General features: G+C 70.7%; 23 protein-coding genes. 6 read left to right on the forward strand and 17 right to left on the reverse strand.

The annotated features are described in order from the left end of the window. The first annotated feature begins 125 nt into the window (after positions 1-125). Positions 126-2813, forward strand: coding sequence for an ATP-dependent helicase HrpB (gene hrpB, locus ACUYM2_RS08495; RefSeq protein ID WP_481599675.1), 2688 nt, complete (start codon positions 126-128; stop codon positions 2811-2813). A 39-nt stretch (positions 2814-2852) separates the two neighbouring features. On the opposite strand, the gene ACUYM2_RS08500 is transcribed toward hrpB, so the two are convergent. The 3 genes from ACUYM2_RS08500 to ACUYM2_RS08510 all read right to left on the reverse strand — a co-directional run bounded on the left by ACUYM2_RS08500 (position 2853) and on the right by ACUYM2_RS08510 (position 4771). Next, positions 2853-3074, reverse strand: coding sequence for a hypothetical protein (locus ACUYM2_RS08500; protein WP_481599676.1), 222 nt, complete (start codon positions 3072-3074; stop codon positions 2853-2855). A 63-nt stretch (positions 3075-3137) separates the two neighbouring features. Beyond that, entirely contained in the window at positions 3138-4058 is a 921-nt protein-coding gene (locus tag ACUYM2_RS08505; protein WP_481599677.1) for an amidohydrolase family protein, read from the reverse strand. Beyond that, entirely contained in the window at positions 4055-4771 is a 717-nt protein-coding gene (locus ACUYM2_RS08510; protein WP_481599678.1) for an alpha/beta hydrolase family protein, read from the reverse strand. The genes ACUYM2_RS08505 and ACUYM2_RS08510 overlap by 4 nt, the downstream gene beginning before the upstream one ends. A gap of 154 nt (positions 4772-4925) precedes the next feature. On the opposite strand from ACUYM2_RS08510, the gene ACUYM2_RS08515 reads away from it, so the two are divergent. From ACUYM2_RS08515 to ligD, 3 genes are read left to right on the forward strand one after another with little or no spacing between them, the layout of a single operon-like run. Beyond that, on the forward strand, positions 4926-6209 hold the full coding sequence (locus ACUYM2_RS08515; RefSeq protein ID WP_481599679.1) for a class I SAM-dependent methyltransferase: 1284 nt from the start codon (positions 4926-4928) through the stop codon (positions 6207-6209). Further along, the gene (locus ACUYM2_RS08520; RefSeq protein ID WP_481599680.1) at positions 6209-8758 is read left to right on the forward strand and encodes a cation-translocating P-type ATPase; all 2550 of its coding nucleotides are present in this window, start codon (positions 6209-6211) and stop codon (positions 8756-8758) included. The genes ACUYM2_RS08515 and ACUYM2_RS08520 overlap by 1 nt, the downstream gene beginning before the upstream one ends. A gap of 46 nt (positions 8759-8804) precedes the next feature. Next, positions 8805-9827: a non-homologous end-joining DNA ligase gene (gene ligD / locus ACUYM2_RS08525; protein ID WP_481599681.1), complete on the forward strand. Its 1023-nt coding sequence runs from the start codon at positions 8805-8807 to the stop codon at positions 9825-9827. Positions 9828-9839: 12 nt separating this feature from the next. Here ligD and ACUYM2_RS08530 read toward each other — a convergent pair whose 3' ends face one another. The 3 genes from ACUYM2_RS08530 to ACUYM2_RS08540 are packed head-to-tail and all read right to left on the reverse strand — an operon-like array spanning position 9840 to position 11785. Continuing rightward, a complete protein-coding gene (locus tag ACUYM2_RS08530; protein ID WP_481599682.1) occupies positions 9840-10865 on the reverse strand; it encodes an isopenicillin N synthase family dioxygenase in 1026 nt (341 codons plus the stop codon). Between the two features lie 27 nt (positions 10866-10892). After that, positions 10893-11342: a hypothetical protein gene (locus ACUYM2_RS08535; RefSeq protein WP_481599683.1), complete on the reverse strand. Its 450-nt coding sequence runs from the start codon at positions 11340-11342 to the stop codon at positions 10893-10895. Next, positions 11339-11785, reverse strand: a complete 447-nt coding sequence (locus ACUYM2_RS08540) for a cupredoxin domain-containing protein (protein ID WP_481599684.1) — start codon at positions 11783-11785, stop codon at positions 11339-11341. Before ACUYM2_RS08540 ends, ACUYM2_RS08535 begins: the two co-directional genes overlap by 4 nt. 594 nt (positions 11786-12379) lie before the next feature. Between ACUYM2_RS08540 and ACUYM2_RS08545 the strand changes: the two genes are divergently transcribed. After that, the gene (locus ACUYM2_RS08545) at positions 12380-13312 is read left to right on the forward strand and encodes an AfsR/SARP family transcriptional regulator (RefSeq protein ID WP_481599685.1); all 933 of its coding nucleotides are present in this window, start codon (positions 12380-12382) and stop codon (positions 13310-13312) included. A 202-nt stretch (positions 13313-13514) separates the two neighbouring features. Here ACUYM2_RS08545 and ACUYM2_RS08550 read toward each other — a convergent pair whose 3' ends face one another. The 3 genes from ACUYM2_RS08550 to ACUYM2_RS08560 all read right to left on the reverse strand — a co-directional run bounded on the left by ACUYM2_RS08550 (position 13515) and on the right by ACUYM2_RS08560 (position 16090). Continuing rightward, positions 13515-14816, reverse strand: coding sequence for a Y-family DNA polymerase (locus ACUYM2_RS08550; RefSeq protein WP_481599686.1), 1302 nt, complete (start codon positions 14814-14816; stop codon positions 13515-13517). Then, a complete protein-coding gene (locus ACUYM2_RS08555) occupies positions 14809-15240 on the reverse strand; it encodes a LexA family protein (protein ID WP_481599687.1) in 432 nt (143 codons plus the stop codon). Before ACUYM2_RS08555 ends, ACUYM2_RS08550 begins: the two co-directional genes overlap by 8 nt. 127 nt (positions 15241-15367) lie before the next feature. Continuing rightward, positions 15368-16090: an EAL domain-containing protein gene (locus tag ACUYM2_RS08560; protein WP_481599688.1), complete on the reverse strand. Its 723-nt coding sequence runs from the start codon at positions 16088-16090 to the stop codon at positions 15368-15370. Between the two features lie 335 nt (positions 16091-16425). Here ACUYM2_RS08560 and ACUYM2_RS08565 point away from each other — a divergent pair, with 335 nt between their 5' ends. Next, the gene (locus tag ACUYM2_RS08565) at positions 16426-16899 is read left to right on the forward strand and encodes a hypothetical protein (protein ID WP_481599689.1); all 474 of its coding nucleotides are present in this window, start codon (positions 16426-16428) and stop codon (positions 16897-16899) included. 112 nt (positions 16900-17011) lie between these two features. On the opposite strand, the gene ACUYM2_RS08570 is transcribed toward ACUYM2_RS08565, so the two are convergent. Genes ACUYM2_RS08570 through ACUYM2_RS08605 form a run of 8 tightly spaced genes read right to left on the reverse strand, consistent with a single transcriptional unit; the run spans position 17012 to position 23946 of the window. After that, complete coding sequence (locus ACUYM2_RS08570) at positions 17012-17551, reverse strand: GNAT family N-acetyltransferase (RefSeq protein WP_481599690.1); 540 nt, start codon at positions 17549-17551, stop codon at positions 17012-17014. Positions 17552-17583: 32 nt separating this feature from the next. Beyond that, complete coding sequence (locus ACUYM2_RS08575; protein ID WP_481599691.1) at positions 17584-18204, reverse strand: L-threonylcarbamoyladenylate synthase; 621 nt, start codon at positions 18202-18204, stop codon at positions 17584-17586. 36 nt (positions 18205-18240) lie between these two features. Beyond that, on the reverse strand, positions 18241-19383 hold the full coding sequence (locus ACUYM2_RS08580) for an XdhC family protein (RefSeq protein WP_481599692.1): 1143 nt from the start codon (positions 19381-19383) through the stop codon (positions 18241-18243). A gap of 9 nt (positions 19384-19392) precedes the next feature. Then, on the reverse strand, positions 19393-20139 hold the full coding sequence (locus tag ACUYM2_RS08585; RefSeq protein ID WP_481599693.1) for an SRPBCC family protein: 747 nt from the start codon (positions 20137-20139) through the stop codon (positions 19393-19395). After that, positions 20139-21482, reverse strand: a complete 1344-nt coding sequence (locus ACUYM2_RS08590; RefSeq protein WP_481599694.1) for a vWA domain-containing protein — start codon at positions 21480-21482, stop codon at positions 20139-20141. The genes ACUYM2_RS08585 and ACUYM2_RS08590 overlap by 1 nt, the downstream gene beginning before the upstream one ends. Then, positions 21475-22398: an AAA family ATPase gene (locus tag ACUYM2_RS08595; protein ID WP_481599695.1), complete on the reverse strand. Its 924-nt coding sequence runs from the start codon at positions 22396-22398 to the stop codon at positions 21475-21477. The genes ACUYM2_RS08590 and ACUYM2_RS08595 overlap by 8 nt, the downstream gene beginning before the upstream one ends. Next, the gene (locus tag ACUYM2_RS08600) at positions 22395-23024 is read right to left on the reverse strand and encodes a nucleotidyltransferase family protein (protein ID WP_481599696.1); all 630 of its coding nucleotides are present in this window, start codon (positions 23022-23024) and stop codon (positions 22395-22397) included. Before ACUYM2_RS08600 ends, ACUYM2_RS08595 begins: the two co-directional genes overlap by 4 nt. Then, positions 23008-23946, reverse strand: a complete 939-nt coding sequence (locus tag ACUYM2_RS08605; protein ID WP_481599697.1) for an XdhC family protein — start codon at positions 23944-23946, stop codon at positions 23008-23010. The genes ACUYM2_RS08600 and ACUYM2_RS08605 overlap by 17 nt, the downstream gene beginning before the upstream one ends.

Raw genomic sequence — 23946 nt, forward strand, 5'->3', positions numbered from 1 at the left:
CACCTTTGTGATTGGGAAGTCCCAGTCTTCCGTAGTTTCCGCGGCCCCCACGCCGCGGCGGGCCGGGCAAGGCCATGGCGGGGCGGACAGGACCGCCGGCACGAGCGGCGGGGGACAATGGAGAGGTGACTTTTTCGCCGACCCCGCAGACCCCGGACCCCCGGCCGTTCGATCTCGCCTCCGTCGGGGCCGGCCTGGTCTTCGCAGGCTCGCTGGACCGGCTCGCGGCGGCGCTGCGCGCGGAGGGTCCGGCCGGTGCCGCGGTGGTCGAGGCGCCGCCGGGCACGGGCAAGACCACGCTGGTGCCCCCGCTGCTGGCCAATCTGGCCCTGCAGCGGGCCGCCGGGCAGACCCCGCGCATTGTGGTGACGCAGCCGCGCCGCGTCGCCGCGCGGTCCGCGGCCCGGCGCCTGGCCGCCCTGGACGGCAGCCCGCTGGGCGCCCGCGTGGGATACACGGTGCGCGGCGACCGCCAGGCCGGGCCCGGCACCTGGGTGGAATTCGTGACGCCCGGCATCCTGCTGCGCCGCCTGCTGGCCGATCCCGGGCTGGAGGGCACCGGCGCAGTGGTGCTCGATGAAGTCCACGAACGGGGGCTGGAGACCGACCTGCTCCTCGGTATGCTCGCCGAGGTCCGCCAGCTCCGCGGCGACCTCACCCTGGTCGCCATGTCAGCCACCCTGGACGCCCCCCGGTTTGCCGCCCTGCTCGGGGACGCGCGGGGGGAGACTGCGGTGCAGACGCAGCCCGGGCAGACCGCGCACGACGGCGGCGGCACGGCTCCCGTCGTCGGCTGCCCTTCCGCGCTGTACCCGCTCGAGGTCCAATGGACGCCCGCGGCGGTCCCGCGCCTGGACGCCCGGGGCGTGACCCGCGCCTTCCTGGACCATGTGGCGGACACGGCCGCGGACGCCCATACCGCAGCGCTTGCCGCCGGGGAGGACATCGATGCGCTGGTCTTCCTTCCGGGAGCCCGGGAGGTCTCGGACGTTGCGGTCCGGTTGCGCGGCCGGACGGGGGCCGAGGTGCTGGAACTGCACGGCCAGGTCGGCCCGGCCATGCAGGACCGGGCCGTCTCCGGACGCGGCCCCGGCGAACGCGCACGGATCATCGTCTCAACGGCGCTCGCCGAGTCCTCCCTGACCGTCCCGGGCGTCCGGCTGGTGGTCGATTCCGGCCTCTCCCGCGAGCCGCGGCGGGACGCAGGGCGCGGCATGACCGGCCTCGTGACCGTGTCCTGTTCCCGGGCCTCAGCCGATCAGCGCGCCGGACGGGCCGCCCGCCTGGGCCCGGGACGGGTGGTGCGCTGCTATGACCAGAAGAGCTTCGGCGCCGCCCCGGCACACCAGACCCCGGAGATCACCGTCGCCGACCTCACCGGCGCGGCCCTGGTGCTGGCCTGCTGGGGCTCGCCGGGCGGCCGCGGACTGGCCCTGCCGGACGCGCCGCCCCGGGCGGCGATGGATGAGGCCGTCGAAGTGCTGCGCGAACTCGGCGCCGTGGGACCGGACGGCCTCGCAACGGCGCTCGGCAAGACGCTGGCCCGGGTCCCGGCAGATCCGCGCCTGGCCCGCGCCCTGTTGGACGGCGCGGCCGCCGTCGGGCCCCGCACTGCGGCGGAGGCCGTCGCCGTCGTCGCTGGCGGACAGCGCGCCCCCGGCGCCGACCTGCCCGGACTCCTGAGCGCCCTGCGGTCCGGCACAGATCCGGGGTCCCGGCGCTGGGCCGACGACGTCCGGCGGATGGGGGCGATCGCGCGTCAGGCCCGGTCCGGCCGCGAAGCGTCCCCGCCGCCAGCGCCAGGGGGAGCCGCAGCCGGCACGGAAGGCATCGGATTCGTCGTCGCCCTCGCCTTCCCGGACCGGGTGGCGCGCCGGGTCCCGGGACCGGGGGAACGGTACTTGCTGTCCTCCGGCACCCGGGCCGGGCTCCCGGCCGGCAGCCGCCTGGCCGGCCACGAGTGGCTGGCCGTCGCGGAGGTGTCGCGCGCCGAAGGGCGGGACGCGGCGGGCACCGGTGCCGTCATCCGTTCAGCTGCCCCGCTGTCGGCGGACGCCGCAGAGGCCGCCGCGCAGCATCTGCTCAGCGACACAGTGGAGGCGGCCTTCGGCCAGGGGCGGGTCACCGCGCGCCGGGAACGCCGGCTCGGTGCGATCGTGCTCTCCACGACGCCGGTGCGGCCGTCCCCGGCGGAGGGCCGCGCCGCGGTGGCCCGTGCCTTGGCGCAATCCGGGCTGGCGACGATCGGCTGGTCGGCGGCGGCGGACGCCCTGCGCCGGCGCCTCGCCCTGCTGCACCGCGAACTGGGCGAACCCTGGCCGGATATGTCCGAGCCCGCCCTGCTGGCCCGGCTGGACGAGTGGCTGGCGCCGGAACTCGAGGCCCTGGCCGCCGGTGCCCCGACCAGCGGAATCGGCCTGGCCGAACCGCTCCGGCGGCTCCTGCCCTGGCCGGACGCGGCCCGGCTGGGGGAGCTGGCTCCGGAGGCGCTGGAGGTGCCGAGCGGCACGCGCGTCCGGATCGACTATCCCGAGGCGGGGGACGGTGACGGCCGGCCGGTGGTCGCGGTCAAGCTGCAGGAGTGCTTCGGCTGGGACCAGACGCCGCGGCTGGTGGGCGGCAGGGTTCCGGTGCTGTTCCATCTGCTGTCGCCGGCCAGGCGGCCGCTGGCCGTGACGGATGACCTGGCTTCGTTCTGGTCAGGGCCTTACGCCCAGGTCCGGGCGGAGATGCGCGGCCGCTACCCGAAGCATCCCTGGCCGGAGGATCCGTGGACCGCCCCGCCGACGGCCAAGCTCAAGAGCCGGATGTGAAGGCCGGACGGCGGGACGCGGCGGCCCACGGGGTGGGCGCTACCCGGCCTCCGCGCCCTCCCAGGCGACGTGGACCCAACGCTGGCCCTCGCCGTCCCAGGATTCCGAATGGCCCAGCAGGGCCAGGTCCTGGAAGCTGACCTCGATCCCGTCCCGCTGGAGCTCGTCGCGGAGTTCGCTGGTGGCCTCACGGACGGCTGTAACCACTGCTTCGGGGTTGTCGGATTCGACGCGGCGGGACGCTTCGTATGGTTTGCTCATGGGCACCATCATTCAGCCTGGGCGGCGTTATGGGAACCACCCCCAGCGATTGGCGCGGCCGGCTCAGCGTCCCACGAGCCGTTCGCCGTTGAACCAGCAGACCGCGCGCAGCCAGTCGTCGTCGAGCCGGGGGTCCTTGTCGCGGAGCCGTTCGAGCGACTCAAGCTGGTGCGCGTAGGGGTAGGGGATATTGGGGAAGTCGCTGCCGAGCACAATCCGGTCCGCAAACTCCACCAGCCTGGGCAACAACCCGGCGGGGAACGGGGCGACGTCTTCGAAGAAATCGGTGAACGCCATGGTGGTGTCCAGATGGACCCTCGGGTACTTCTCGGCCAGGGCCAGGAACTCGCCGTACTCCGGCGTGCCCAGATGCGCGACGACGGCGGTGAGCCCCGGATGCCGGCGCAGCACACCCGCGAGCTTGTCCGGTCCGGTGAACCCCGCCCTCGGTACCGGGCCGCTGCCCACATGCACCACCACGGGAACGGCCGCATCCGCAAGGAGGCCCCACACCGGGTCCAGGACCGGCTCGCGCAGGTCGAAGCCGCCTACCTGGGCGTGGACCTTGAAGACCCGCGCGCCCCGGTCGAGGGCCGACTCGACGTGCCCCAGCACGCCCTCCTCGGGGTAGAACGTGGCGCTGGGGACGCAGTCCGGCTCGGCCGCGGCGAGGTCCAGGGCAAAGTCGGTCAGATCGGCCGCCATCCCGGGCCGGTGCGCGTAGGTGAGCGCGGTGAAGCGGCGGACCCCCAGTGCCCGGAGCCGGGCCAGCCTGCTGTCCTGGTCCGTACGGTAGGTGATCGGCCACGGCCTGCCCACCAGCGGCCCGGCCGCATCGAAATGCGCCCAGACCCGCCGCAGCATCCGCTCGGGGAGGAAATGCGTGTGGATGTCGATCAGCCCCGGCAGCCCCAGCCGCTCCCACCAGGCCGGGACGCCGTCGTCCGCCAGTGCTGCCGCCGGGCCGGTGCGCCGCCCCGTCACCGGGGATCCTTCGACCGGGCGATGTCGGCGGGCCGGTCCGCGCTGTGCAGCCTGATGAATTCCGCCACGGCCGCCGCGAGGCCGGCCCCGATGTCTTCCGGTGCCCGCTTCTTCCCGGCCACGGCGAAGGAGTGGTCGCCGCCCTCACACCACTGCAGCGTCGCGGCGGGGCCGATGCGCGCCACTACGGCCTCCAGCAGCCCGCCGGTGGCGAACGTGTCCCTGGTGCCCTGCAGGAACAGCATCGGCACGGTGAGGCTGTAGAGATGCTCGTCCCGCAGCTTCTCCGGCTTGCCCGGCGGATGCAGGGGATAACCGAGGTACACCAGGCCCGCCGCGGGCATGCCCTCCGCCACCGCCATGGACGCCATCCGTCCGCCGAAGGACTTCCCGGCGGCCCAGAGCGGTTCGCCCTGAGAACGGGCCGCGGCCGCGGCCATCGCCGCCCGCCAGGCAGCGATGGCCACCGGCGGCCGGTCCGGGAACTTCCGGCCCGCCTCGCGGTAGGGGAAGTTGAACCGCAGCGTTGCGACGCCGGCGTCGTTCAGGGCCGCGGTGAAACCGCGCAGGAACGGGTGCTCCATCCCGGCGCCTGCCCCGTGGGCGACCACGAGAGTCGCGGCGGGGCTCGCCGGCCGGGCGTAAACCCCGGAAACTGCCGTGCCGCCGACGTCGATGGCCAGCGGGAGCTCAGCGGAAGATGCCTCAGACATGTCAGCCACCCTAACCAGCTGTCGCGGGGATCACTAGAAGGCCCGCCGTGCGCCGCCGAAACGTTGCGCCCGGGACGTCCGGCCCCTGTTCCGGCGCACCCGTTGCCAATAGATTGGGGCTGGGGCAAGCCACCGGCTGAGAGGAAAAGTTAGCATGTCAACCACTGTTGGAGCCGCCTCGCGGCTGGCCGGGGCACTGGCCATTGTGCTCGGTACCAAGGACATCCCGCTCCGGCTGCGCGCCTGGGACGGCTCGGAGGCCGGACCGGAAGGCGCCCCGCTGCTGGTCTTCCACTCGCGCCGCGCGCTGCGGCGGATCCTCTTCTCGCCCGGCCAGCTGGGACTCAGCCGGGCCTACGTCGCTGGCGAAATTGAGGCGCCGGGGGACATTTTCGCCAGCTTCGCCGCGCTCAGCTCGGCGGGGAAGTTCGCCGAGCCCGGGCCGTTCCGGCGGCCCACGGTCCGGGAACTGGGGACCCTGGCCGCGGCCGCGGTGCGGCTCGGTGCGCTGGGGCCGAACCCTGCTCCGCCCCCGGAGGAGGCCCGGGTGGCGCGCAAGGGCCGGCGGCATTCCCGGAAGCGCGACGCCGCCGCCATCTCGCACCACTACGACGTCGGCAACAGCTTCTACGCCCTTGTCCTCGGCCCGTCCCTGGTCTACTCCTGCGCGGTCTGGGAAACCCCGGAGACGGGCCTGGACGCCGCGCAGGAAGCCAAACTCGACCTGGTCTGCCGCAAACTCGGACTCCGGCCCGGCATGCGGGTGTTGGACGTTGGCTGCGGCTGGGGCAGCTTCGCCATCCACGCCGCCGAACACTACGGGGCCGACGTCGTGGGCGTCACCTTGTCCGCCGAGCAGGCGGAACTGGCCCGGAAACGGGCAGCGGAAGCGGGGCTGACGGACCGGGTCGAGATCAGGATCCAGGACTACCGCGACGTGGACGACGGTCCCTTCGACGCGATCAGCTCCATCGGGATGTCCGAGCATGTGGGCCGCGAACAGATCGGCCACTACGTCTCCAGGTTGCACGGGCTGCTGCGCCCCGGCGGCCGGCTCCTGAACCACGCCATTTCCTGGAATGCCGGCCCGACCGACCCGGATCCCGATTCGTTCATTCCGCGCTACGTCTTCCCGGACGGGGAGATGCTCAGCCTCGCCGAGATGGTCGGCGCGCTGGAGGCCGGCGGACTGGAGGTGCTCGACGTCGAGGCGCTGCGCCCGCACTACGCGCTGACCCTGCGGGCCTGGGTGCGGAACCTGGAAAACCACTGGGACGAGGCCGTGCAGGCCAGCAGCCTGGGTCGGGCCAGGGTATGGCGGCTTTACATGGCCGCCAGTGCGCTGGGATTCGAAGCCGGAACCACCGGCGTCAACCAGGTGCTGGTGCAGCGCGCCGGCGGCGCCGAACCTCCGCTGCGCCGCACCGCCTGGCTCTGATGGCCCCCGGACCGGGCGCAGCCGTCGCGGAGGGGCTCTCCGCGGCGGAGGCGGCCCGGCGGCTGGCGGCCGACGGGCCCAATGAGCTTCCGACGGCGAAGCCGCGCAACCTCCTGCAGCAGAGCTGGGCCGTGATCCGCCAGCCCATGCTGCTCCTGCTGCTGGTCGCCGGGACCGTGAACTTCCTGCTGGCCGAACTGCTCGACGGCGTGCTGCTGATGTCGTTCGTCGTTGTGGTGATCGGCATTTCCATCTACCAGGAGCGCAAGACGGAGAACGCCCTCGCGGCGCTCCGGGACCTGTCCTCGCCCCGCGCCCTCGTGGTCCGGGACGGGAACCAGCTACGGATCCCCGGGCGCGAGGTGGTGCGCGGGGACCTCGCGGTGCTGGCCGAGGGCGACCGGGTGCCCGCGGACGCGGTGCTGCTTCAGGCGCGCAACTTTTCCGCGGACGAATCCGCGCTGACGGGTGAGTCCGTTCCGGTGCGCAAGGCGCCGGGCGCGGCCGGTACCGCGGCGGAAACGATGGGCAGGCCCGGCGGGGACGCGACGCCCTGGGTCTTCTCGGGCACCCTGGTGGTGAAGGGCCACGGCCTGGCGCTGGTCAAGGAAACCGGGGCCGGGACAGAACTGGGCCGGATCGGCTCTGCCCTGCGGTCCATCGAGCAGGAACCCACCCCGCTGCAGCGGGAAATCGATCGGCTGGTCCGGTACCTGGCCGTCTTCGGCCTGGCGGCGGCCGCCGTCGTCGTGGTGGTGTACGGGCTGACCCGCGGCAACTGGCTGGAGGGCCTGCTGGCCGGGATCGCGACCGCGATGGCGATGCTGCCCGAGGAGTTCCCCGTGGTGCTGACCGTGTTCCTGGCCCTGGGGGCCTGGCGGATGTCGCAAAAGCACGTGCTGACCCGGCGCGCGCCGGTGATCGAGGCCCTCGGATCGGCGACGGTCATCTGCGTGGACAAGACCGGCACCCTGACCCTGAACAGCATGACCGTACGCCAGCTGGTGGTGGGGAACCAGAGCTTCACCATCGATGAAGGGCCGCTGCCCGAGGTCTTCCACACCCTCGCCGAGTTTGGCGTGCTGGCCTCCCCGGTGGACCCCTTCGACCCGATGGACAAGGCCTTTAAGGCGGTGGGCGGCAAGTACCTTGGCGAGACCGTACACCTGCACGCCGACTGGGAACTGGTCCGGGAATACCCGCTCTCCGAAGGCCTGCTTGCCCTCTCGCACGTCTGGCGCGCGCCGGACGGCAGCCACTACGTGGTGGCCGCCAAGGGCGCCCCGGAGGCGATCGCCAGGCTGTGCCGCCTGGACCCGGCCCACGTCGCGGTCCTGATGGCGGACGTGGAGACGGCCACGGCCGGCGGCCAGCGGGTCCTCGCCGTGGCGCGCGCCTCCTTCGACCGGACCGGGAGCCTGCCGGACCGCCAGTTCGACTTCGATTTCGAGTACCTCGGCCTCGTCGGCCTGCACGATCCACTGCGGCCCGGCGCGGCAGACTCCGTGGCGGCCTGCGCCCGGGCGGGGGTCCGGACCGTGATGATCACGGGGGACTACCCGGGAACGGCGCTGGCGATCGCCCGCGAAATCGGGCTGGACCACGGCGCCGGCGTCATCACGGGCCCCGAGCTTGAAGCCATGACCGACGATGAGCTGGCCCGGCGGATCCGCACCGTCAGCGTGTTCGCGCGGATGGTGCCGGAGCAGAAACTTCGGCTGATCCGCGCCCTCAAGGTCAACGGCGAGGTGGTCGGCATGACCGGCGACGGGGTCAACGACGCCCCCGCGCTCCGCGCCGCGGACATCGGCATCGCCATGGGCGCGCGCGGCACGGACGTGGCCCGGGAATCCGCTGACCTGGTCATTACCGACGACGACTTCAGCTCGATTGCCGGGGGCATCAGGCAGGGCCGCGGCATCTTCGACAACCTGCGCAAGGCCCTGGCGTACACCATCGCGGTGCACGTGCCGATCGTCGGCATGTCCCTGCTGCCGGTCTTCGTCAGCGGGTGGCCGCTCGTGCTGCTGCCGGTCCAGATCGCGTTCCTGGAACTCATCATCGACCCGGCCTGCTCGGTGGTCTTCGAAGCCGAGGAAATCGACCCGGCGATCATGGACCAGCCGCCGCGCCGCGCCGGCCAGGGCCTCTTCAGCCGGCGGGTGCTGGCCATCGCCGCCTGCCAGGGGCTCTCCGTGCTGGCGGCCGTCGTCGGCGTCTACCTCTGGAGCATCGGCAGCGGCAAAGCGGACGACGTCGTCCGGTCGCTTTCGTTCGCCACCTTGGTGATCGGCAACCTGTCGCTGATCCTGGTGAACCGGTCCTGGCGGCTGCCGGTCTGGCGGACCTTCCGCGAGCGCCGGAACCGGACGCTGAAGTGGGTGGTCGGCGGCGCGGCCCTGTTCCTGGTGGTGCTGCTGAACGTTCCCGCACTGCGCGGCGCCTTCAATCTGGGGCCGCTGGCCCCGGGGGACTGGGGGCTGGCCGTCGCCGCCGGTGCCGCCGGAGTGGCCTGGTTTGAAATTTACAAGACCGTCCGCCGGTCCTGACGCTGCCTCCTTTCTTTGGATAGCGTCCCGGGGTAGCTTGATCCTCATGGCTCGGGAAGAAACCACGGTCTCCGTCGAGGGACCACACGGCAGCAGGGACGTCAGGATCTCCAGTCCCAGCAGGCTGCTCTGGCCCGAAGCGGGCCTAAGCAAGCTGGACCTTGCCCACTACCTGGTCGCCGTCGGGGACGCGTTCCTGGCCGCCAACGGCGGACGCCCCATCACGCTGCAGCGGTTCGCCGGCGACGTCGACGGCGAACAGTTCTTCTCCAAGAACCCGCCCAAGGGCGCCCCGGACTTCGTGCAGGCAGTGGACGTGGTCTATCCCAGCGGCCGGTCCCATCCCCAGTTGGTGATCGACGAGATCGCCGCAGCGGTCTGGGCGGTGCAGATGAACACGGTGGTCTTCCACCCCTGGGCGTCGCGGGCGGCGAACCCGGACAACCCGGACCAGCTGCGGATCGACCTCGACCCGCAGCCCGGCACCGGATTCCGCGACGCCGTGCCGGCCGCCCGGGAACTGCGCAACGTGCTGGCCGAGGCGGGGCTGACCGCCTTCATCAAGACCTCCGGCAACCGCGGACTCCACGTCTTCGCGCCGATCGAGCCCGCGCATGAGTTCCTGGAGGTGCGGCACGCCGTCATCGCGGCCGCGCGTGAACTCGAACGCCGGATGCCGGAACAGGTCACCACCGCCTGGTGGAAGGAGGAGCGCGGCACGCGGGTCTTCATCGACTTCAACCAGGCCAACCGTGACCGCACCATGGCGGGGGCCTACAGCCCGCGCGCCCTGCCGGCCGCTACCGTGTCCTGCCCGCTGGAATGGGATGAGCTTGATGCCGCGGACCCGAAGGACTTCACCGTGGCCACGGTCCCGGGCCGGCTCAAGGCCACCGGGGATCCCTGGGCGGACATGCATTCGCGCCCCGGCTCCATCGAGGCCCTGCTCGGGTGGTGGGAGCGGGACCTGGCCGCGGGCCTCGGCGAGCTTCCTTTCCCCCCGGACTTCCCGAAAATGCCGGGAGAACCGCCGCGGGTGCAGCCCAGCCGGGCCCGGAGCAAGGACTAGGTCCGGCCCGTCTTACTGGACCAGCCCGGGGTGGTGCAGCCTGGCGACCTCGGGGTGGGCACGGAGCCAGCCCTTGAGCGCGTTCGCCCCGTAGGACGCGAGCATCGGGTTGGCGGGATCGTCCGTGAGCCCGCGGGACTGGGCTGCCAGGGCCGGCGGCAGCGGAACCGGCTCGATCACCGCGTCCAGTCGCGGCGACCAGAAGAACGGGACCGTGTAGCGGTCCACGCCCGGCGGCGGCGCCTGGACCCGGTGGATCGTCGCCGAGAGATACCCGCGGGTCGCAACTTCCAGCATTTCGCCGAGATTCACCACCAAGGCCCCGTCGATGGGCGCCACGGGAATCCACTCATCGCTGCCGTGCGGCCGCACTTCCAGTCCGCCCACCTGGTCCTGCAGCAGGAGAGTGACGAAGCCGTAATCGGCGTGCGCGCCGACGCCCTGGTTCCCCGCCGCCCGGACCACGCCGCCGACGTAGTGCGTGAGTTTCGCCATCCACGCCGGTGTCCCCTCGAAGGCGGCGGCGAAGTGGTCTTCCGGCAGCTCCAGCGACACCGCTATCGCCCCCAGCAGCTCTACGCCGACCCGGCACATGTGTTCGGCCCAGGCCGTCGCGACGGAGCGCAGCTCCGGGAGAGCCTCGTCCGGCCAGAGGTTGGGGCCTTGGATCAGCCAGTACGGCTGGTCCGCCGGGTAGTCGCGCAGGGCGGGCCGGTCGGGACCGAAGTCCAGTTGCTCCCGGGCGTCCGGCCGCCCCTGGGTCACTTCGTGGCCGAGCCTCGTGTAACCGCGGAAATGCGGCGACTTGCGGTTGTCCAAGGCAAGCCGCTCCGCTTCCGGCAAAGCGAAGAACCGGCGGGTGACCTCGAAAAGCTCAGCGACTTGGGCGGCGGTGGCGCCGTGGCCTGCCAACTGGAAGAAACCCACCCGGTGGGTGGCGTCGCGGAGGGCCTCGATGAAAGCGGGGTTGAAGGACCCATCCTCGTTTCTTGCCTCGGCCAGGTCCAGCACCGGGATTGATGCGGTTGGTGTGTCCATCACTGCAACGTAGCACCGGCCCGACCGCTAATGAAGGCGTCCGTGGTTCCGCTTTCGGCTCCCGGCCAGCCCTAAGCCGGCCAGCACCGCGGCGGCTCCCTCCGCGACCGCGCTGAGAGCCTTCTCGAAGTACCAGACAGGCTCGTACATGGCCGGAACCGGGCCGAATGCCGGCAGGTCCACGTAGCGGTAGAGCACAACGGCGGCGAAGGCGCTGAACGCCACGAGGAGTGCGCAGGCGTAGGCGGTCCGGCCCCCGTTCAGCAGCACGGCCAGTGCTGCCAGCCCGGCCACCGCGGATTCGAGCAGGAACAGGGTGCCCTGGCCGATGCCCTGCGGCGACCCGGCCTGGTAGCCGGGGGCGAGATGGAGGTGGACGCCGGCGTCGACCAGCAGGGCCGCGGCCGTCAGCAACCGCAGGGCCAGGTCCCAGCCCCGGGCCCGGGCGGGTGTGGCGCTGCGGACCGGCGCGCTCACTTGACCGTCAGCGTTCCGTGCATGCCGGGGTGGAAGGTGCAGTGGAAGGCATACGTTCCCGGAGTTGACGGCGCCGTGAAGGTGGCCGTGCCGCCGCTGCCCTTGACGTCGACGTCGAATGCCGGGCCGTCGTCGGCCGTGACCGTGTGCTCGGCACCATCCATGTTGGTTACGGTCACGGCGGCCCCGGCGGAGACCACCAGCGGCGGGCCGTATGCAAAGTCCCGAATCGTGATCGCCGCTGCGGAACTTGCTGGGGCAGACCCGCCGGAGGGCGTGCCGGACGCACCGCTACCCATGTCCATGCTCCTGGTCGCGGGCGCGCTTGCCGGGGGAGCGGTGGCAGTCGGCGCAGCCGTGGTCCCGCCTCCCGGGGAACATCCCGAGGCACCCAGCAGGACCGCCGCCAGCAGCAGCGTGACCCGCGCGTTCCCGGTGTTCATAGCGCATCCTCCCCGCTTTGACCTTGCGATAACAGTGAAGCTGCCTCCTTCAATTCTGCTCCCGTTCCGCACCCGTGGCGCCGGTAAATCTGCCGGCGTTGAGCGGGATTGCCGGTTTCGCGGCGTAGTCCGTCGATGCGCTGGGGGAATGGGGCGTGGGGCCGTTCACCCGGGCGGAGAGGAGACAGGCGGACGGGCAGGGACCGGGCCGCGGGAACTCCGACGGGTAGGCAACCGATGCGCGTGAGGTTGCCACGCTACGTGACGGCCCCTCGGTTGACGCAGGGACCTACTTGGCCAACACCCCGGCTACCTGTATTTCTTCGCGGGACCGTACTCGACGTTCCCGGTCGCTGTACCCGACTTTTGCCGTGCGCCAAATCGGGTAGTTCCCGCGCTTGCCGCCCCCAAAGGGCCGTGTCACCGTGGCTCCGGGGGAAGCAGCGGAATACGGTGTCAGCCGGCCATATTCGGCACTTCTTCCCGGTCTTGCTCTTTGGACACGGCCCCGCAGTCTCTGACCGTGGTGTTTTCGAAGAACTCGATGTGAATAAACACGATTTGTATTTCTTGCCTGGGGAATCGGAGAACATCGTGCACAAACCGCCGGGGGTATCACCGTCCATCGCTGTTCAGCTCTTCGGACCTTTGGAGATCCGCCGCGACGGCGTGGCCCTCACCGCCGCGGATCTGGGCGGGAGCAAGCCACGGCATATTCTTGAGCTTCTCCTGCTGAACCTGGGCACGCCGGTCTCAAAGGCGCGACTCATCGAAATCCTTTGGGGGTCACATGCCAGCGACGGAGCCGTGGCCACGCTGGAAAGCTACGTCAGCGGCATCCGGCGGGCGATCCAGCCGGGACAAACCAAGACAGGGCCGCTCAGGACGGCCAACAGCGGATACGTCCTGGAGCCCCGGCTGGTGGACCTGGACCTCTCGCGCTTCCACGGCCTGTTGCGCGCGGCGGTCGGTGCCGCGCCGGCCGAGGCATACGCGCTCCTGGTCCAAGCGCTGGAGCTCTCCGCCGAGCCTCTCCTCGGCTTCGAACTCGTCGCCGACTGGGCAGACGCGGCCCGCGCCCGCCACGCCGCAGACCGCGTCGCCGCAATGACCTCAGCCGCGGAGGCGGCGATGCTCCTCGAACGGCCTGGCGACGCGGTTCTCTGGGCGCATTCAGCCGTCCGGTCGGAACCGCTGAACGAGCGGGCCTGGACGGTGCTGGTGACGGCGTATGAACATGCCGGCCTGCCGGTGGAGGGACTGTCCGCGTATGACCGGTGCCGCCGTCTCTTTGACCGCGCCCTGGCCTGCCCGCCGGGACCGGCCCTCCAGGCCGCGCACCTGCGGCTGCTGCGGCAGCGTGCAGAGGAGAACACGGAGCTCTCCGAAGTGCTGGCGGCGCTGCTGCTCCTCGGCGAACGGCTGCACGGATCGGGGCCGAAGAGCCCGGCTGCCGACGACAGGCTCCGGGAGAACGCCGGAAGGATCCTGGACTCCTTCCTCCAGCGCGTCCGGGCCGCATTCTGACGGGTATCCGCCCCGGGTCGATGTCCGCTGGGCTGTCGCGGAGCCACTCCACGCCGTCTGGCATGACGGAGCTCTGGACTCCACGACATACATCGGCTCGTCCACACCGGCCCGGTGGCTGGGTCGGTCCAGCTCGAAGTCGCTGACCTCTTCTTGCACAATTTCTTGCACAATCGTGCCGTGGGTGGGGCCTTGGGGCGTGTCAGGCGGCCTTGACCACGGGGAGTTCGTCCCAGTGGGTCGTGTAGCGCGGGGACAGCATGTCGCGCTTCATCGTCCAGTCGGGTCCGCCGCGGATGCCTGCGTAACCCAGGCCGATGGAACCCCTGCCGTGCTTGCGGCTGACTTCATCCAGCAGCGGGCCGATGCCCCGTTCCTCGTGCGGATTCTCAAATACGGCCAGCGGAGCCTGGTCGGCTGTCGGGCGCAGGTCGGTGACCATGATGCCGGCCCGCGCATAGTTGACGCCGTCGACGATCCGGGGGAGCAGGGCGTGAGCCGCCCTGGCCAGCAGTACCGGGTCCGCGGTGGGCATCGGCAGCGAAACGCACGCCGATGGATGGGAGCTGTCCCGGGGGTTGTAGCGGGATGTGGCGGCAAAAGCACTCAGGACTTTGGCCTGCAGGCCGTGCCGGGCGAGCCGGGCGCTGGCCTGCTGCGCGTAGATCCCGAGGACCTGGCGCATTGCGGCCGGGGTGCTGATGGGGGTGGCGAAGGACCGGCTGAAGATCAGCTGGTCGCGGCCGATGCGTTCCTCTTCGAGCGGGATGCAGGGCGTCCCCCGCAGTTCCAGGACAGTGCGCATCAGCACCACCGAGAAGCGGTCCCTGATCGTGACCGGGTCCGCCCGGGCCAAGTCAAGGACGCTCCGGATCCCCAACCCGTTCAGGCGTTTGGTCAGCCGCGTGGAGACGCCCCAGAGCTCGATGACGGACAGGCCGGCCATGAGTTGCTCCTGGCGGTCTGCGGGAACGGCGTCCCAGTGGCAGACGCCGTCGAACGCCGGGTTGTGCTTGGCCCACTTGTTGGCCAGTTTCGCCAGGGTCTTGGTGGCGGCGATCCCGACGCACACCGGAACGCCGACATTCCGGCGGACCGACGTCTTCATGGCGTGCCCAAGCCGCAGCAGCTCTTCCGGGCTGCCGCGGACGCCAAGGAAGGCTTCGTCGATGCTGTAGACCTCCAGCCACGCCGAATGCCGGCCCAGGAGCTCCATCACCCGGGCGCTGATGTCTCCGTAGAGCTCGTAGTTGCTGGACCTGGCCACCAGACCCCATTCCCTGGCCCGCGGGGCGAGCTTGAACCAGGGCTCGCCAAGGGGGATGCCCAGGGCCTTTGCTTCCGGCGAGCGGGTGACCGCGCAGCCGTCGTTGTTGGACAGCACCACCACCGGCCTGCCCTCCAGCGAGGGGTCGAACGCCCGTTCGGCGCTGGCGTAAAAGCAGTTCACGTCCACGAGGGCAATACTGCCGCCGGGCCGCGGCTCGGGCCTTGGCCTAGACATGGTGCAGGCACCGGGTGGCGACGCCCCAAATGACGAGGTCGGAGAGGGCAGGCACCCGGATGTCCGGATAGCGCGGGTTGTCAGCCTGCAGGACCACCCCGGAGGCGGTGAGGCGGAGGCGCTTGACGGTGAGCTCGCCGTCGAGGACGGCGACGACGACGCACCCGTCGCGCGGCTCGAGCGCCCGGTTGACGATCAACTCGTCCCCGTCGCTGATGCCGGCGCCCTCCATGGAGTCCCCTGAGACCCTGACGACGTAGGTGCTGGTGATGTCCTTGATCAGGTGCTCGTTGAGGTCGATCCGGCCGTCAAAGTAGTCCTGCGCCGGCGACGGATAGCCGGCAGCGACCGGCACCGGCGAGATGAGGACCGACAGGAGGGAAGAGCCCGCATCTACCACGCGGGGCCCGATGATTACGCCCACAACACACCCTTTTTCGAATATATGTTCGAATTAAAGTGTAACGCCCGGGGCTGACTTTTGACCGACGCCGCCGGGTGGCACCTGCCGCCCGGACCCCGGTTGGCAGGCGTGGCGGGGGCCGCTGCGGCTACGCGAAAGCGCTGACGCCGAGAACGGACCTGGCATCCGCGTTTAGCTGGGGGAGCTTCTCGAATGCCGGCTTCCCCAGCCAGTATCCCTGGAACAGCCGGATGCCGGCTGCCTTCAGCGCCAGGAACTCCGCCTCAGTTTCGATACCTTCTGCCAGCACCGTGATGTTGAGCTCCTTGGCGATGTCGACGATGCCGGCGACGACGGCCTGGCGGGCCGGGCTGGTGTCGATCCCCCGGATGAGCTTCATGTCGATCTTGATCAGGTCCGGCTGGAAATCGACCAGGAGTCCCAGCCCCGCATGACCGGCGCCGAAGTCGTCGATGGCGGTGGTAAAACCATGCCTGCGGTATTCGGTGATGATGTTCGTAAGGTGGGCGGTGTCCGAGACCTCCTCGTTCTCCGTGAACTCGAACATGATCGACGACGTCGGAAAACTGCATCGCGTGGCTGCGAGCAGCGTCGCACGAAGGCATGCGGCCGGTTCGTAAACTGCGTTCGGCATGAAGTTGATCGACAGCATCAAATCCTCACCTGCCGGAAACAGGCGCGACGCCAGCTCGATGGCCTTGACGCGGCAGTCCTGGTCGAAGCGGTACTTCTGCTCCGGCGACACCTTTGATAAAACTTCGAAAGCACCCTCGCCCGACAGGCCCCTGACCAGCGCCTCGTAGCCCCATACGCGATGTGCAGCAGCGTCGTAGATCGGCTGGAAGGCCATGCTGAAATCGAAGTCAAGTTTTGAAGATGTAGTGCAGCCGTCGCATGCCATACAGGGGTCACCTCTCGCTGGTTTACGTCTACCGTAGGACACGAGTGCCGCCGTCGAGGGTTCGAGCAGTCCTGGCTGGAACGGCGTGTCGCAACCCGTTTGACGCCGGGGAGGGCCCGGTAGATGCTGGCGCCCGGAAGCTAGGCCGAGTACCGGACCGGGTTGAGAAGAGGCCCTTGGATGTTCAGCGCAGGAAGGAAGGCGCAGCTCAGCCCGGGATGATCCGCGGCACTCCGGCCAACTACCCGAGGTCCTGCCGTGAGTCAGGAGGCTAGGCTAAGCGAATGGACCCGGAGGAAGGTAAGAGTGGCAACAAGTATGACTGGCAATCCTGGCCTGCCGATTCGCTGGAGGGCATGCCGCCGAAGCGACGGCGACTTGTTGTATGGGGTCTGTGGTGGTTCCTCGTCCTAGGCGTGCTGCTGGGTAGTGTTTTGGACGCTGCGAATGTTCCGCAACCCTGGCGTACTTTATTGGCCACCGCTGGTTTAGCTGCGCTCTTCGGTCCATTGATCCGTGGGGCCATGATTGAAGCCCGCCAGCTCCGGGCCGAAGGCATCGTCCTGCCGTCCTATCCGGTCACCCGCAAGTCACTTATTTCCATCGCTGTCATCACTGCTGTTCTCTGGGTCGTTTTCGCATTCCTCGTCGCTACGGGCCGACCCACGTTTCCCCTTTTGCCAATCGTCGGAACGATTTGGCTGGTCTACCAATTGCTTCGACTTCGAGCGGGGGAAGGCTCTGGCGTCGAGCTTTAGCGGTCGATTGCGTGCCATGCTCCGGCGCCAGCATCCCGTGTATTCCCGCTCGTCACAAGCCTTCAGCAGGAGCAGCAACCCCGGAAAGCGACCGCCCCCAGAAAGAAATCTCCTAGACCATTCCCCGCTCCGGCTGGACGGTCTCGATCCAGTAGCGCCGCTTGCCGTTGCGGGTGTCTTCGTAGACACCGCCGTTCTTTTCGATGGTCGCCCGCGAGCCGGCGTTGTCCTCATCGCAGGTCAGGAGGACCCGCGGTATTCCCAGCTCCCGCGATATCGGAAGGGCGTCAGCCAGCGCTTTCGCCGCATGGCCGCGGCGCCTGGCTGAGGGCCTCACGCTGTAGCCGATGTGCCCGCCCTCATTGAGCAGGAATTCGTTCAGTTCGTGCCTGATGGCAAGTGAGCCCAGGAACGTGTCCCGCTCCACGATCCACAAATACGTGCAGGGCACGTAACCCGGCTTCCGCGGTGTCTCCCGCAAAGCGTCCTTGACAAGGGCGTCCACGAAACGCCGGAACGACCCGGCGTCCCTGAGGTCTTCCAGGGGCCAGTCCTCCGCGCCTCCGCCGTCCCGGCGCGCGCGCCCGAACTCTCCGGAACCTTCCAGCCAGGAGGAGTGGAAACTGACGTCAGGCACGGTGAGGCGAGGCATCCCAGGATCGTATCCCAGGGGCGCCAGCCGGACTATTCAAACCGCGACGGGTCGCCCATGCCGTGGCGGACAACCTCGGCGACACCGCTGGAGAAGTCGATGACCGTCGTCGGCTCCGCCCCGCAGTCACCGGAATCAATCACGGCGTCCACCACGTGGTCCAGCCGTTCCTTGATTTCCCAGCCCTGGGTCAGCGGCTCGTCCTCGTCCGGGAGCAGCAGCGTGCTGGAGAGCAGAGGCTCGCCGAGTTCCGCCAGCAGCGCCTGGACCACCTTGTTGTCAGGGATGCGCACACCCACCGTCTTCTTCTTGGGGTGCAGCAGCCGCTTCGGCACCTCCTTGGTGGCCGGAAGGATGAAGGTGTAGCTGCCCGGCGTCACCGCCTTGATGCTGCGGAAAACGTCGTTGTCGATCTGGACAAACTGCCCGAGCTGGGCGAAGTCCCTGCAGACCAGCGTGAAGTGGTGCTTGTCATCGAGGTGCCGGATGGCGCGGATCCGGTCCAGCGCGTCCCGGTTCCCAAGCTGCGCTCCGAGCGCGTAGCAGGAGTCAGTCGGATAGGCGATCAGGCCGCCGGACTTCACCATGTCCACCACCTGCGTGATGGATCGCGGCTGCGGGTTGTCGGGGTGCACATCGAAATATCTCGCCATGGCACGAGCTTACGCCCGACGCCGGGGGTCCCGCCGTTAGGCCTGCTGCCCACGGAGCTGCTCGTCGTGGTGGATCCGTTCGTCCAGCTGCCGCAGCGGCTCACCGCTGCCGCTCCACTGCGTGGCGATGATTTCCGCGGCGATGGACACCGCCGTCTCCTCCGGCGTCCGGGCGCCGAGGTCCAGGCCCACGGGGCTGTGCAGCCGGGACAGCTCGGTCCCGCCCAGCCCCGCCTCGCGCAGCCGCCGAAGCCGGTCTTGGTGGGTGCGCCGCGACCCCATGGCCCCGATAAAGGCCACCGGGCTGCCGCGCAGGGCCACCTCCAGCAGCGGAATGTCGAACTTCGGATCGTGCGTGAGGACGCAGATGACGGTCCGCTCATCGACCAGGCCCAGCCCCTGCTGCCCGGCCAGGTAGCGGTGCGGCCATTCGTTGACCACCTCGGCAGCCTCGGGAAACCTGGCCGGCGTGGCGAAGACGGCCCGGGCGTCGCAGACGGTCACCCGGAAGCCCAAAAACGTCCCGAGCCGTGCGAGCGCCGAGGCGAAGTCGATCGCCCCGAACACGAGCATCCGCGGTGGCGGGGCGTAGCTGGTGAAGAAGATCCGCATCCCGCTGTCCAGCCGCTCCCCGTCCGGGCCGTAGCTCAGGATGCCGGTCCGGCCCGCGGCCAAGTACCCCTGGCAGTCGTCGCCCACGGCGAGATGCGCGCGCTCGGAGCCCAGGTTGCCCTCGAAGCCGTCCGGCCGCACCACGAGGTGCCGCCCCAGCCAGCTGCTGTCCGGATGCTCGATCACCGTGGCAACGCCCACCCGCTTCCCGTCCTCGATGTCCTGCCGCACGCCGTCGAGCTCCGCGAAGCGCTGCGGCGAGACCGGCTCAACGAAGATGTCGATGATCCCGCCGCAGGTGAGGCCGACGGCGAACGCGTCGTCGTCGCTGATCCCGTACCGCACCAGCACCGGGACGCCGTCGTCCCGTACCTGGGTGGCCAGCTCGTACACCGCGCCCTCGACGCAGCCGCCTGACACCGAGCCGACGGCGGCGCCGCCGGCGGTGACCAGCATGGACGCGCCCGGAAGGCGGGGGGCGGACTGGAACGTGTTCACCACCGTGGCCAGTCCGGCGGTTCTGCCCTGCCGCCAGTCCGGCATGATGGCCGCCAAGACGTCCCGCATGGAGTGCCCCTAAAGCCGTCCGCAGAGCCGGAGCATCCGGAACGCCGACCGGCGGCCAGCCCAGTAGGCCAGGCAGGCCACCGCCATGAGCAGGCCGAGGACCTTGCCGGGGCTGGAGAGCTGGTCGGCGGCGATGCCCTTGGCGAGGCTGAAGGCGTCGAGGCTGCCCGACGGCGGCGCGGGAAGCGGCCCCGGCCCCGCAGGGGAGGGGACGGCGGGGGTGGCTGGTGCTGGGGCTGGGGCCGGCGCCTGTTCGGCCGGTGCCGGCGCGGGGGCGGCCGGTGCGGGGGCGGCGGCCGTTGGCGTCCCCGATTCGGCCAGCATGGCCTGCAGGTTGCCGGCAAAGAGCCCCATCATCTGTTCGGTGACGCTGCCGATCACGCTCTTGCCCATCGCCGCGGCCTTGCCGGAGAGCGCCAGATCGGCACTGACCGTTCCGTGCGTTGTGGTCCCCTCTTCGGTCAGCGCCAGCGTCACCGTGGCTTCGGCGGTACCCTGGCCGCGGGTTTCCTTTGCCTTGCCTCCCAGCACGGCCCGGTGCTCGGCGGCGTCCCGCTCCAGGACGTTGAGCAGGCCCCGGTACTGCATGTTGACCGGGCCCAGCTTCACCGTCATGCCCACCTGGTAGGCGTCGTCGGAGAGCTTGTTGAGGATCTGGGCGCCCGGGAGGCAGCCTGCCACCCGTTCAAAATCCATCAGGGTGTCCCAGACCTTGCCGATCGGTGCGACCACCGCAAAACTGCTGTCTATCTGCATTAGCTGCTCCCTTGTCTTCCAACTGCCCGTCTTCCAACTGCCCGTCTTCCAACTGCGCGTCCGCCAACTGCGCGTCCGCCAACTGCGCGTCCGCCAACTGCGCGTCCGCCGGCCGTGGAGGACCCGTCGCCGCGGATCGCGGCCGCCACTTCCGCCAGCGCCGTGTAGCTGTGCCCGCTGACAAAGGCGTCGCAGTACGGCAACGCGGCCGCGATGCCGCCGGCCAGCGGTTGATACTGCGGCGCGGCCTTCCGCGGGTTCACCCAGACCACCCGGTGCGCCAGCCTGCGCAGCCGGGCCATCTGGGCCGCGACCTGTTCCGGATCCTCCTGCGCCCAGCCGTCGGAGAAGACCACCACCACGGCGCCCCGGGCGAGTCCGCGGCGGCCGTGTTCATCCACGAAGCGGCGGAGGCTTTCGGCGATCCGGGTGCCGCCGGCCCAGTCCGGGGCGGTCGCGGCGGCCTGCGCCAGGGCCAGGTCCGGGTCGCGGTGGGCCAGTTGCCGGGTCAGGCGCGTCAGCCGGGTGGAGAACACGAAGGCTTCCGCTCCGGCGGTGGCGACGGCGGACTGCAGCAGCGCCAGGAAGATCCGGGAGTAGGGTTCCATCGATCCGGAAACGTCGCACAGCAGCACCAGCTTGCGCCTCAGCTCCCGGCGCCGGGCGTACAGGAGCCGGGGGGAGTCGGCGCCGGAGCGGCGGGCCGCCCGCACGGTGGCCCTGATGTCCAGGCGTGCGCTGCTGTGCGGGGATTTGTGCGTGCGCCGGCTCAGGCGCTGGGGCGTGGCCAACAGGATCCTCGCCGCCAACCGGCGGACTTCGGCGGCTTCCGCCTCGGTCAGGGCGGCAAAGTTCATCCCGTGCAGGTGCTCTTCCGTGGACGCCATCGTGAGGACGGCTTCCCGCTCCGGTCCGGGCCGGTCACCGGCGTCGTCGGTGCCGGCAGTCAGCGCGGGCGGCCGCGGTGCGGTGCTGCCGGGCTCGGCGGGGCGTCCACTCTCCGTGGCGGGCCGGGTGCGCGATCCGTCGGCGGGCGGCGGCGCTGCCGGGACGGGGACCGGTTCCCCGGCGTGGCGGTCCAGCGCGGCGGCGGGATCGAAACCGCCCCGGAACACGGCACCGAAGACGGCGTCGAACACCGGCAACTGGCCGTGCCCCGAGACCAGGACCACCCGCAGGGCCCAGTAGAGCCGGTCCAGGTCGCTGGGCGGGACCAACGCCAGCGCCTCAGCCAGCCGGGCCGCCCGGTCCGGCGAGCACGAAAGGCCGGCGCCGCGCAGGGCAGTGATGAAGGCCGCGGCCAGCGAGGCAGCTTCGATAGGCACCGGCGCCGATTCAGTCATCGGTCCCGCCCACCAGCCAGGCCGCGCCGCGGGAGCCCACCAGCTCCAGGTCGTCCCGGTTCTTCACGATCGAACCCCAGGTCTGTTCGGCCGTCGCGGCGTCGATCCGCTCAATGCCCAGCACCGCGAGCGCCGAGACCCAGTCGATGGCCTCTGAAATCCCGGGCGGCTTGGCCAGGTCCAGGGTCCGCAGCCGCGTGATCACGGCAGCGGCCTGCAGCGCCAGCGGGCCGCTGCTGGCGGGCACCCGCCGGCGCACAATCTCGGCAATCCGGGCCGGTCCGGGGTAGTCGATCCAGTGGTAGAGACAGCGCCGGGTCAGCGCGTCGTGCAGGTCCCGGGTGCGGTTGGAAGTCAGCACCACGATCGGCGGATGCGTGGCGCGGATGGTGCCCAGCTCCGGGATGGTGACCGAGGCCTCGGCCAGCAGCTCAAAGGTGAACGCCTCGAACTCGGCGTCGGCGCGGTCGATCTCGTCCAGCAGCAGCACGGCCGGCCGCGGACCCGGGTGCTCGATGGCCTGCAGCAGGGGCCGGCGCAGCAGGTACTGGGGGCCGAACAACTCGGCCTCGCTGACCTCGGCGTCGCGCGCCTCGGCCAGCCGGATCCCCAGCAGCTGGCGCTGGTGGTTCCACTCGTAGAGCGCTTCGCCGGCGTCGATCCCCTCGTAGCACTGCAGCCGGTACAGCGGTGTGTCCAGCAGCTTCGCCAGCGTCTTGGCGGCCTCGGTCTTGCCGACCCCGGCCTCGCCCTCGAGCAGGATGGGCTGGGGGAGCCGCACCGCGAGGAACAAGGCGGTGGCGAGCCCGGTGTCGGCCAGGTAGTCGTGTTTGTCCAGGGCCGCCATCAGCGAGGCCACGTCGGGGATCCGCCGCTGCACCTCTTCCTCCGCCCCGGTCCGGGCCGCCGTGTTCACCCGGCCCCCTGCAGCTCGGCCAGCACCCGCCGGTAATCCTCCTCGGTGTCGACGTCCAGGGGGACGGCACCTGGCGTGGGAACCTGGACCACGTCGTCTGCCCGCTGCTCCAGCAGCTTCCACACGGCCTTGTCCCCGTGCAGCGACGCCAGGTCCGGGAAGAGTCGCCGGCTGAACGCGAGGGGATGGCCGGGTCCGTCGTCGTAGCGGCACACCGCCGCCCCGGGACCGTCCGGCCGGGCCAGCGCCCGCAGCAGCGGTGCCACGCTCTCAGCCCGGACGCCCGGCTGGTCGCCCAGCAGCAGCACCACCGCCTCGGTGCCCGGCCGCAGCACGGCCATCGCCGCGGCGATCGAGGACGCGCAGCCCTGTCCGTAATCCGGGTTGAGCGCCACCTCGCAGCCCGTGGTGTCCACGGCGCCAAGCACCTCCTCGGCCGACCCGCCCAGCGCCAGCACGGTCTGCGCGAACCCGCAGCGCCTCGCCGTCGCGAGCACGGCGTCCAGCAGCACGCCGTCGCCGAAGGGCAGCAACTGTTTGGGCCGGCCCAGGCGCGCCGACGCCCCGGCCGCCAGGATGACGGCCGCGGTGCCGGCCATGCGCGGTGCTTCAGCTGCTGAGGGCATAGCGCTCCGGATCCTTGCGGAAGGCCGCGCGGCAGCCGGGGGAGCAGAAGTACACCGTGACGCCGTTGTGCTCAAGCTGCAGCGAGGACTCGACCCCCGGCACGGACATGCCGCACACGGGGTCCACCGCGGTTTCCGGCGGCGGGGCGGACGGCGCCGGAACCCCGCCGGCCTGCGCGCTGTTCTGAGCGCCGGCACGGGCCGCGGCCCTCTCCTGGACCAGTTGGGCGAGGATGGACAGGGCGATTTCCCCGGGGTTGCGGGCGCCCAGCTGCAGGCCCGCCGGGGTGTACACCCGGGAGCGCAGCGCGTCGTCCACGTCCAGGGAGTCCAGCACGGCGGCGCCGCGGGATTCGCTCGCCACCAGCGCGACGTAGGGCACGCCGGCGCGCAGCGCGGCTTCCAGGGCGCCCTCCTCGGCCTTGCCGTGCGAGGCGACGATCAGTGCGGCGTCGTCCGCGCGGGGTTCGGCCGCCCCGCCGTCGGCGAGTTCGACGTCGAAACCCACGCCGGACCCCAGCGTGCCGAGGGCCTGCGCCACCGGCGTCGACCCCACCACCACCACCCGCGGCGCGGGCAGGCGCGGCTGGAGGAAGATTTCAATCGCGCCGCCGCTCAGGCACGGGTTGGACACCTCGACGGCGCCTTCCTCGGCCCGGCGGGACGGCTCCCCGGGCAACACGCGCAGCAGCAGGGGTTCGCCGGAGGCCAGCACCTGCAGGCCGTACTCCCGGACCGAGGATTCGACGCAGTTGCCGCCGACGAAGCCCTGGATCTCGCCGCCGGGCAGCACCAGGGCGGTGTCCCCGGCGCGGGCGCTGGTGGGATGCTGGGCGCGGACCACCGTGGCGTGCACGAACGGATCGCGGCGGGCTGTGAGTTCGCCGGCCCGGGCGGCGAGGGGGTCTGCGGGGGTGGCCAT

The sequence above is a fragment of the Arthrobacter sp. SD1074B genome (genome assembly GCF_056780195.1).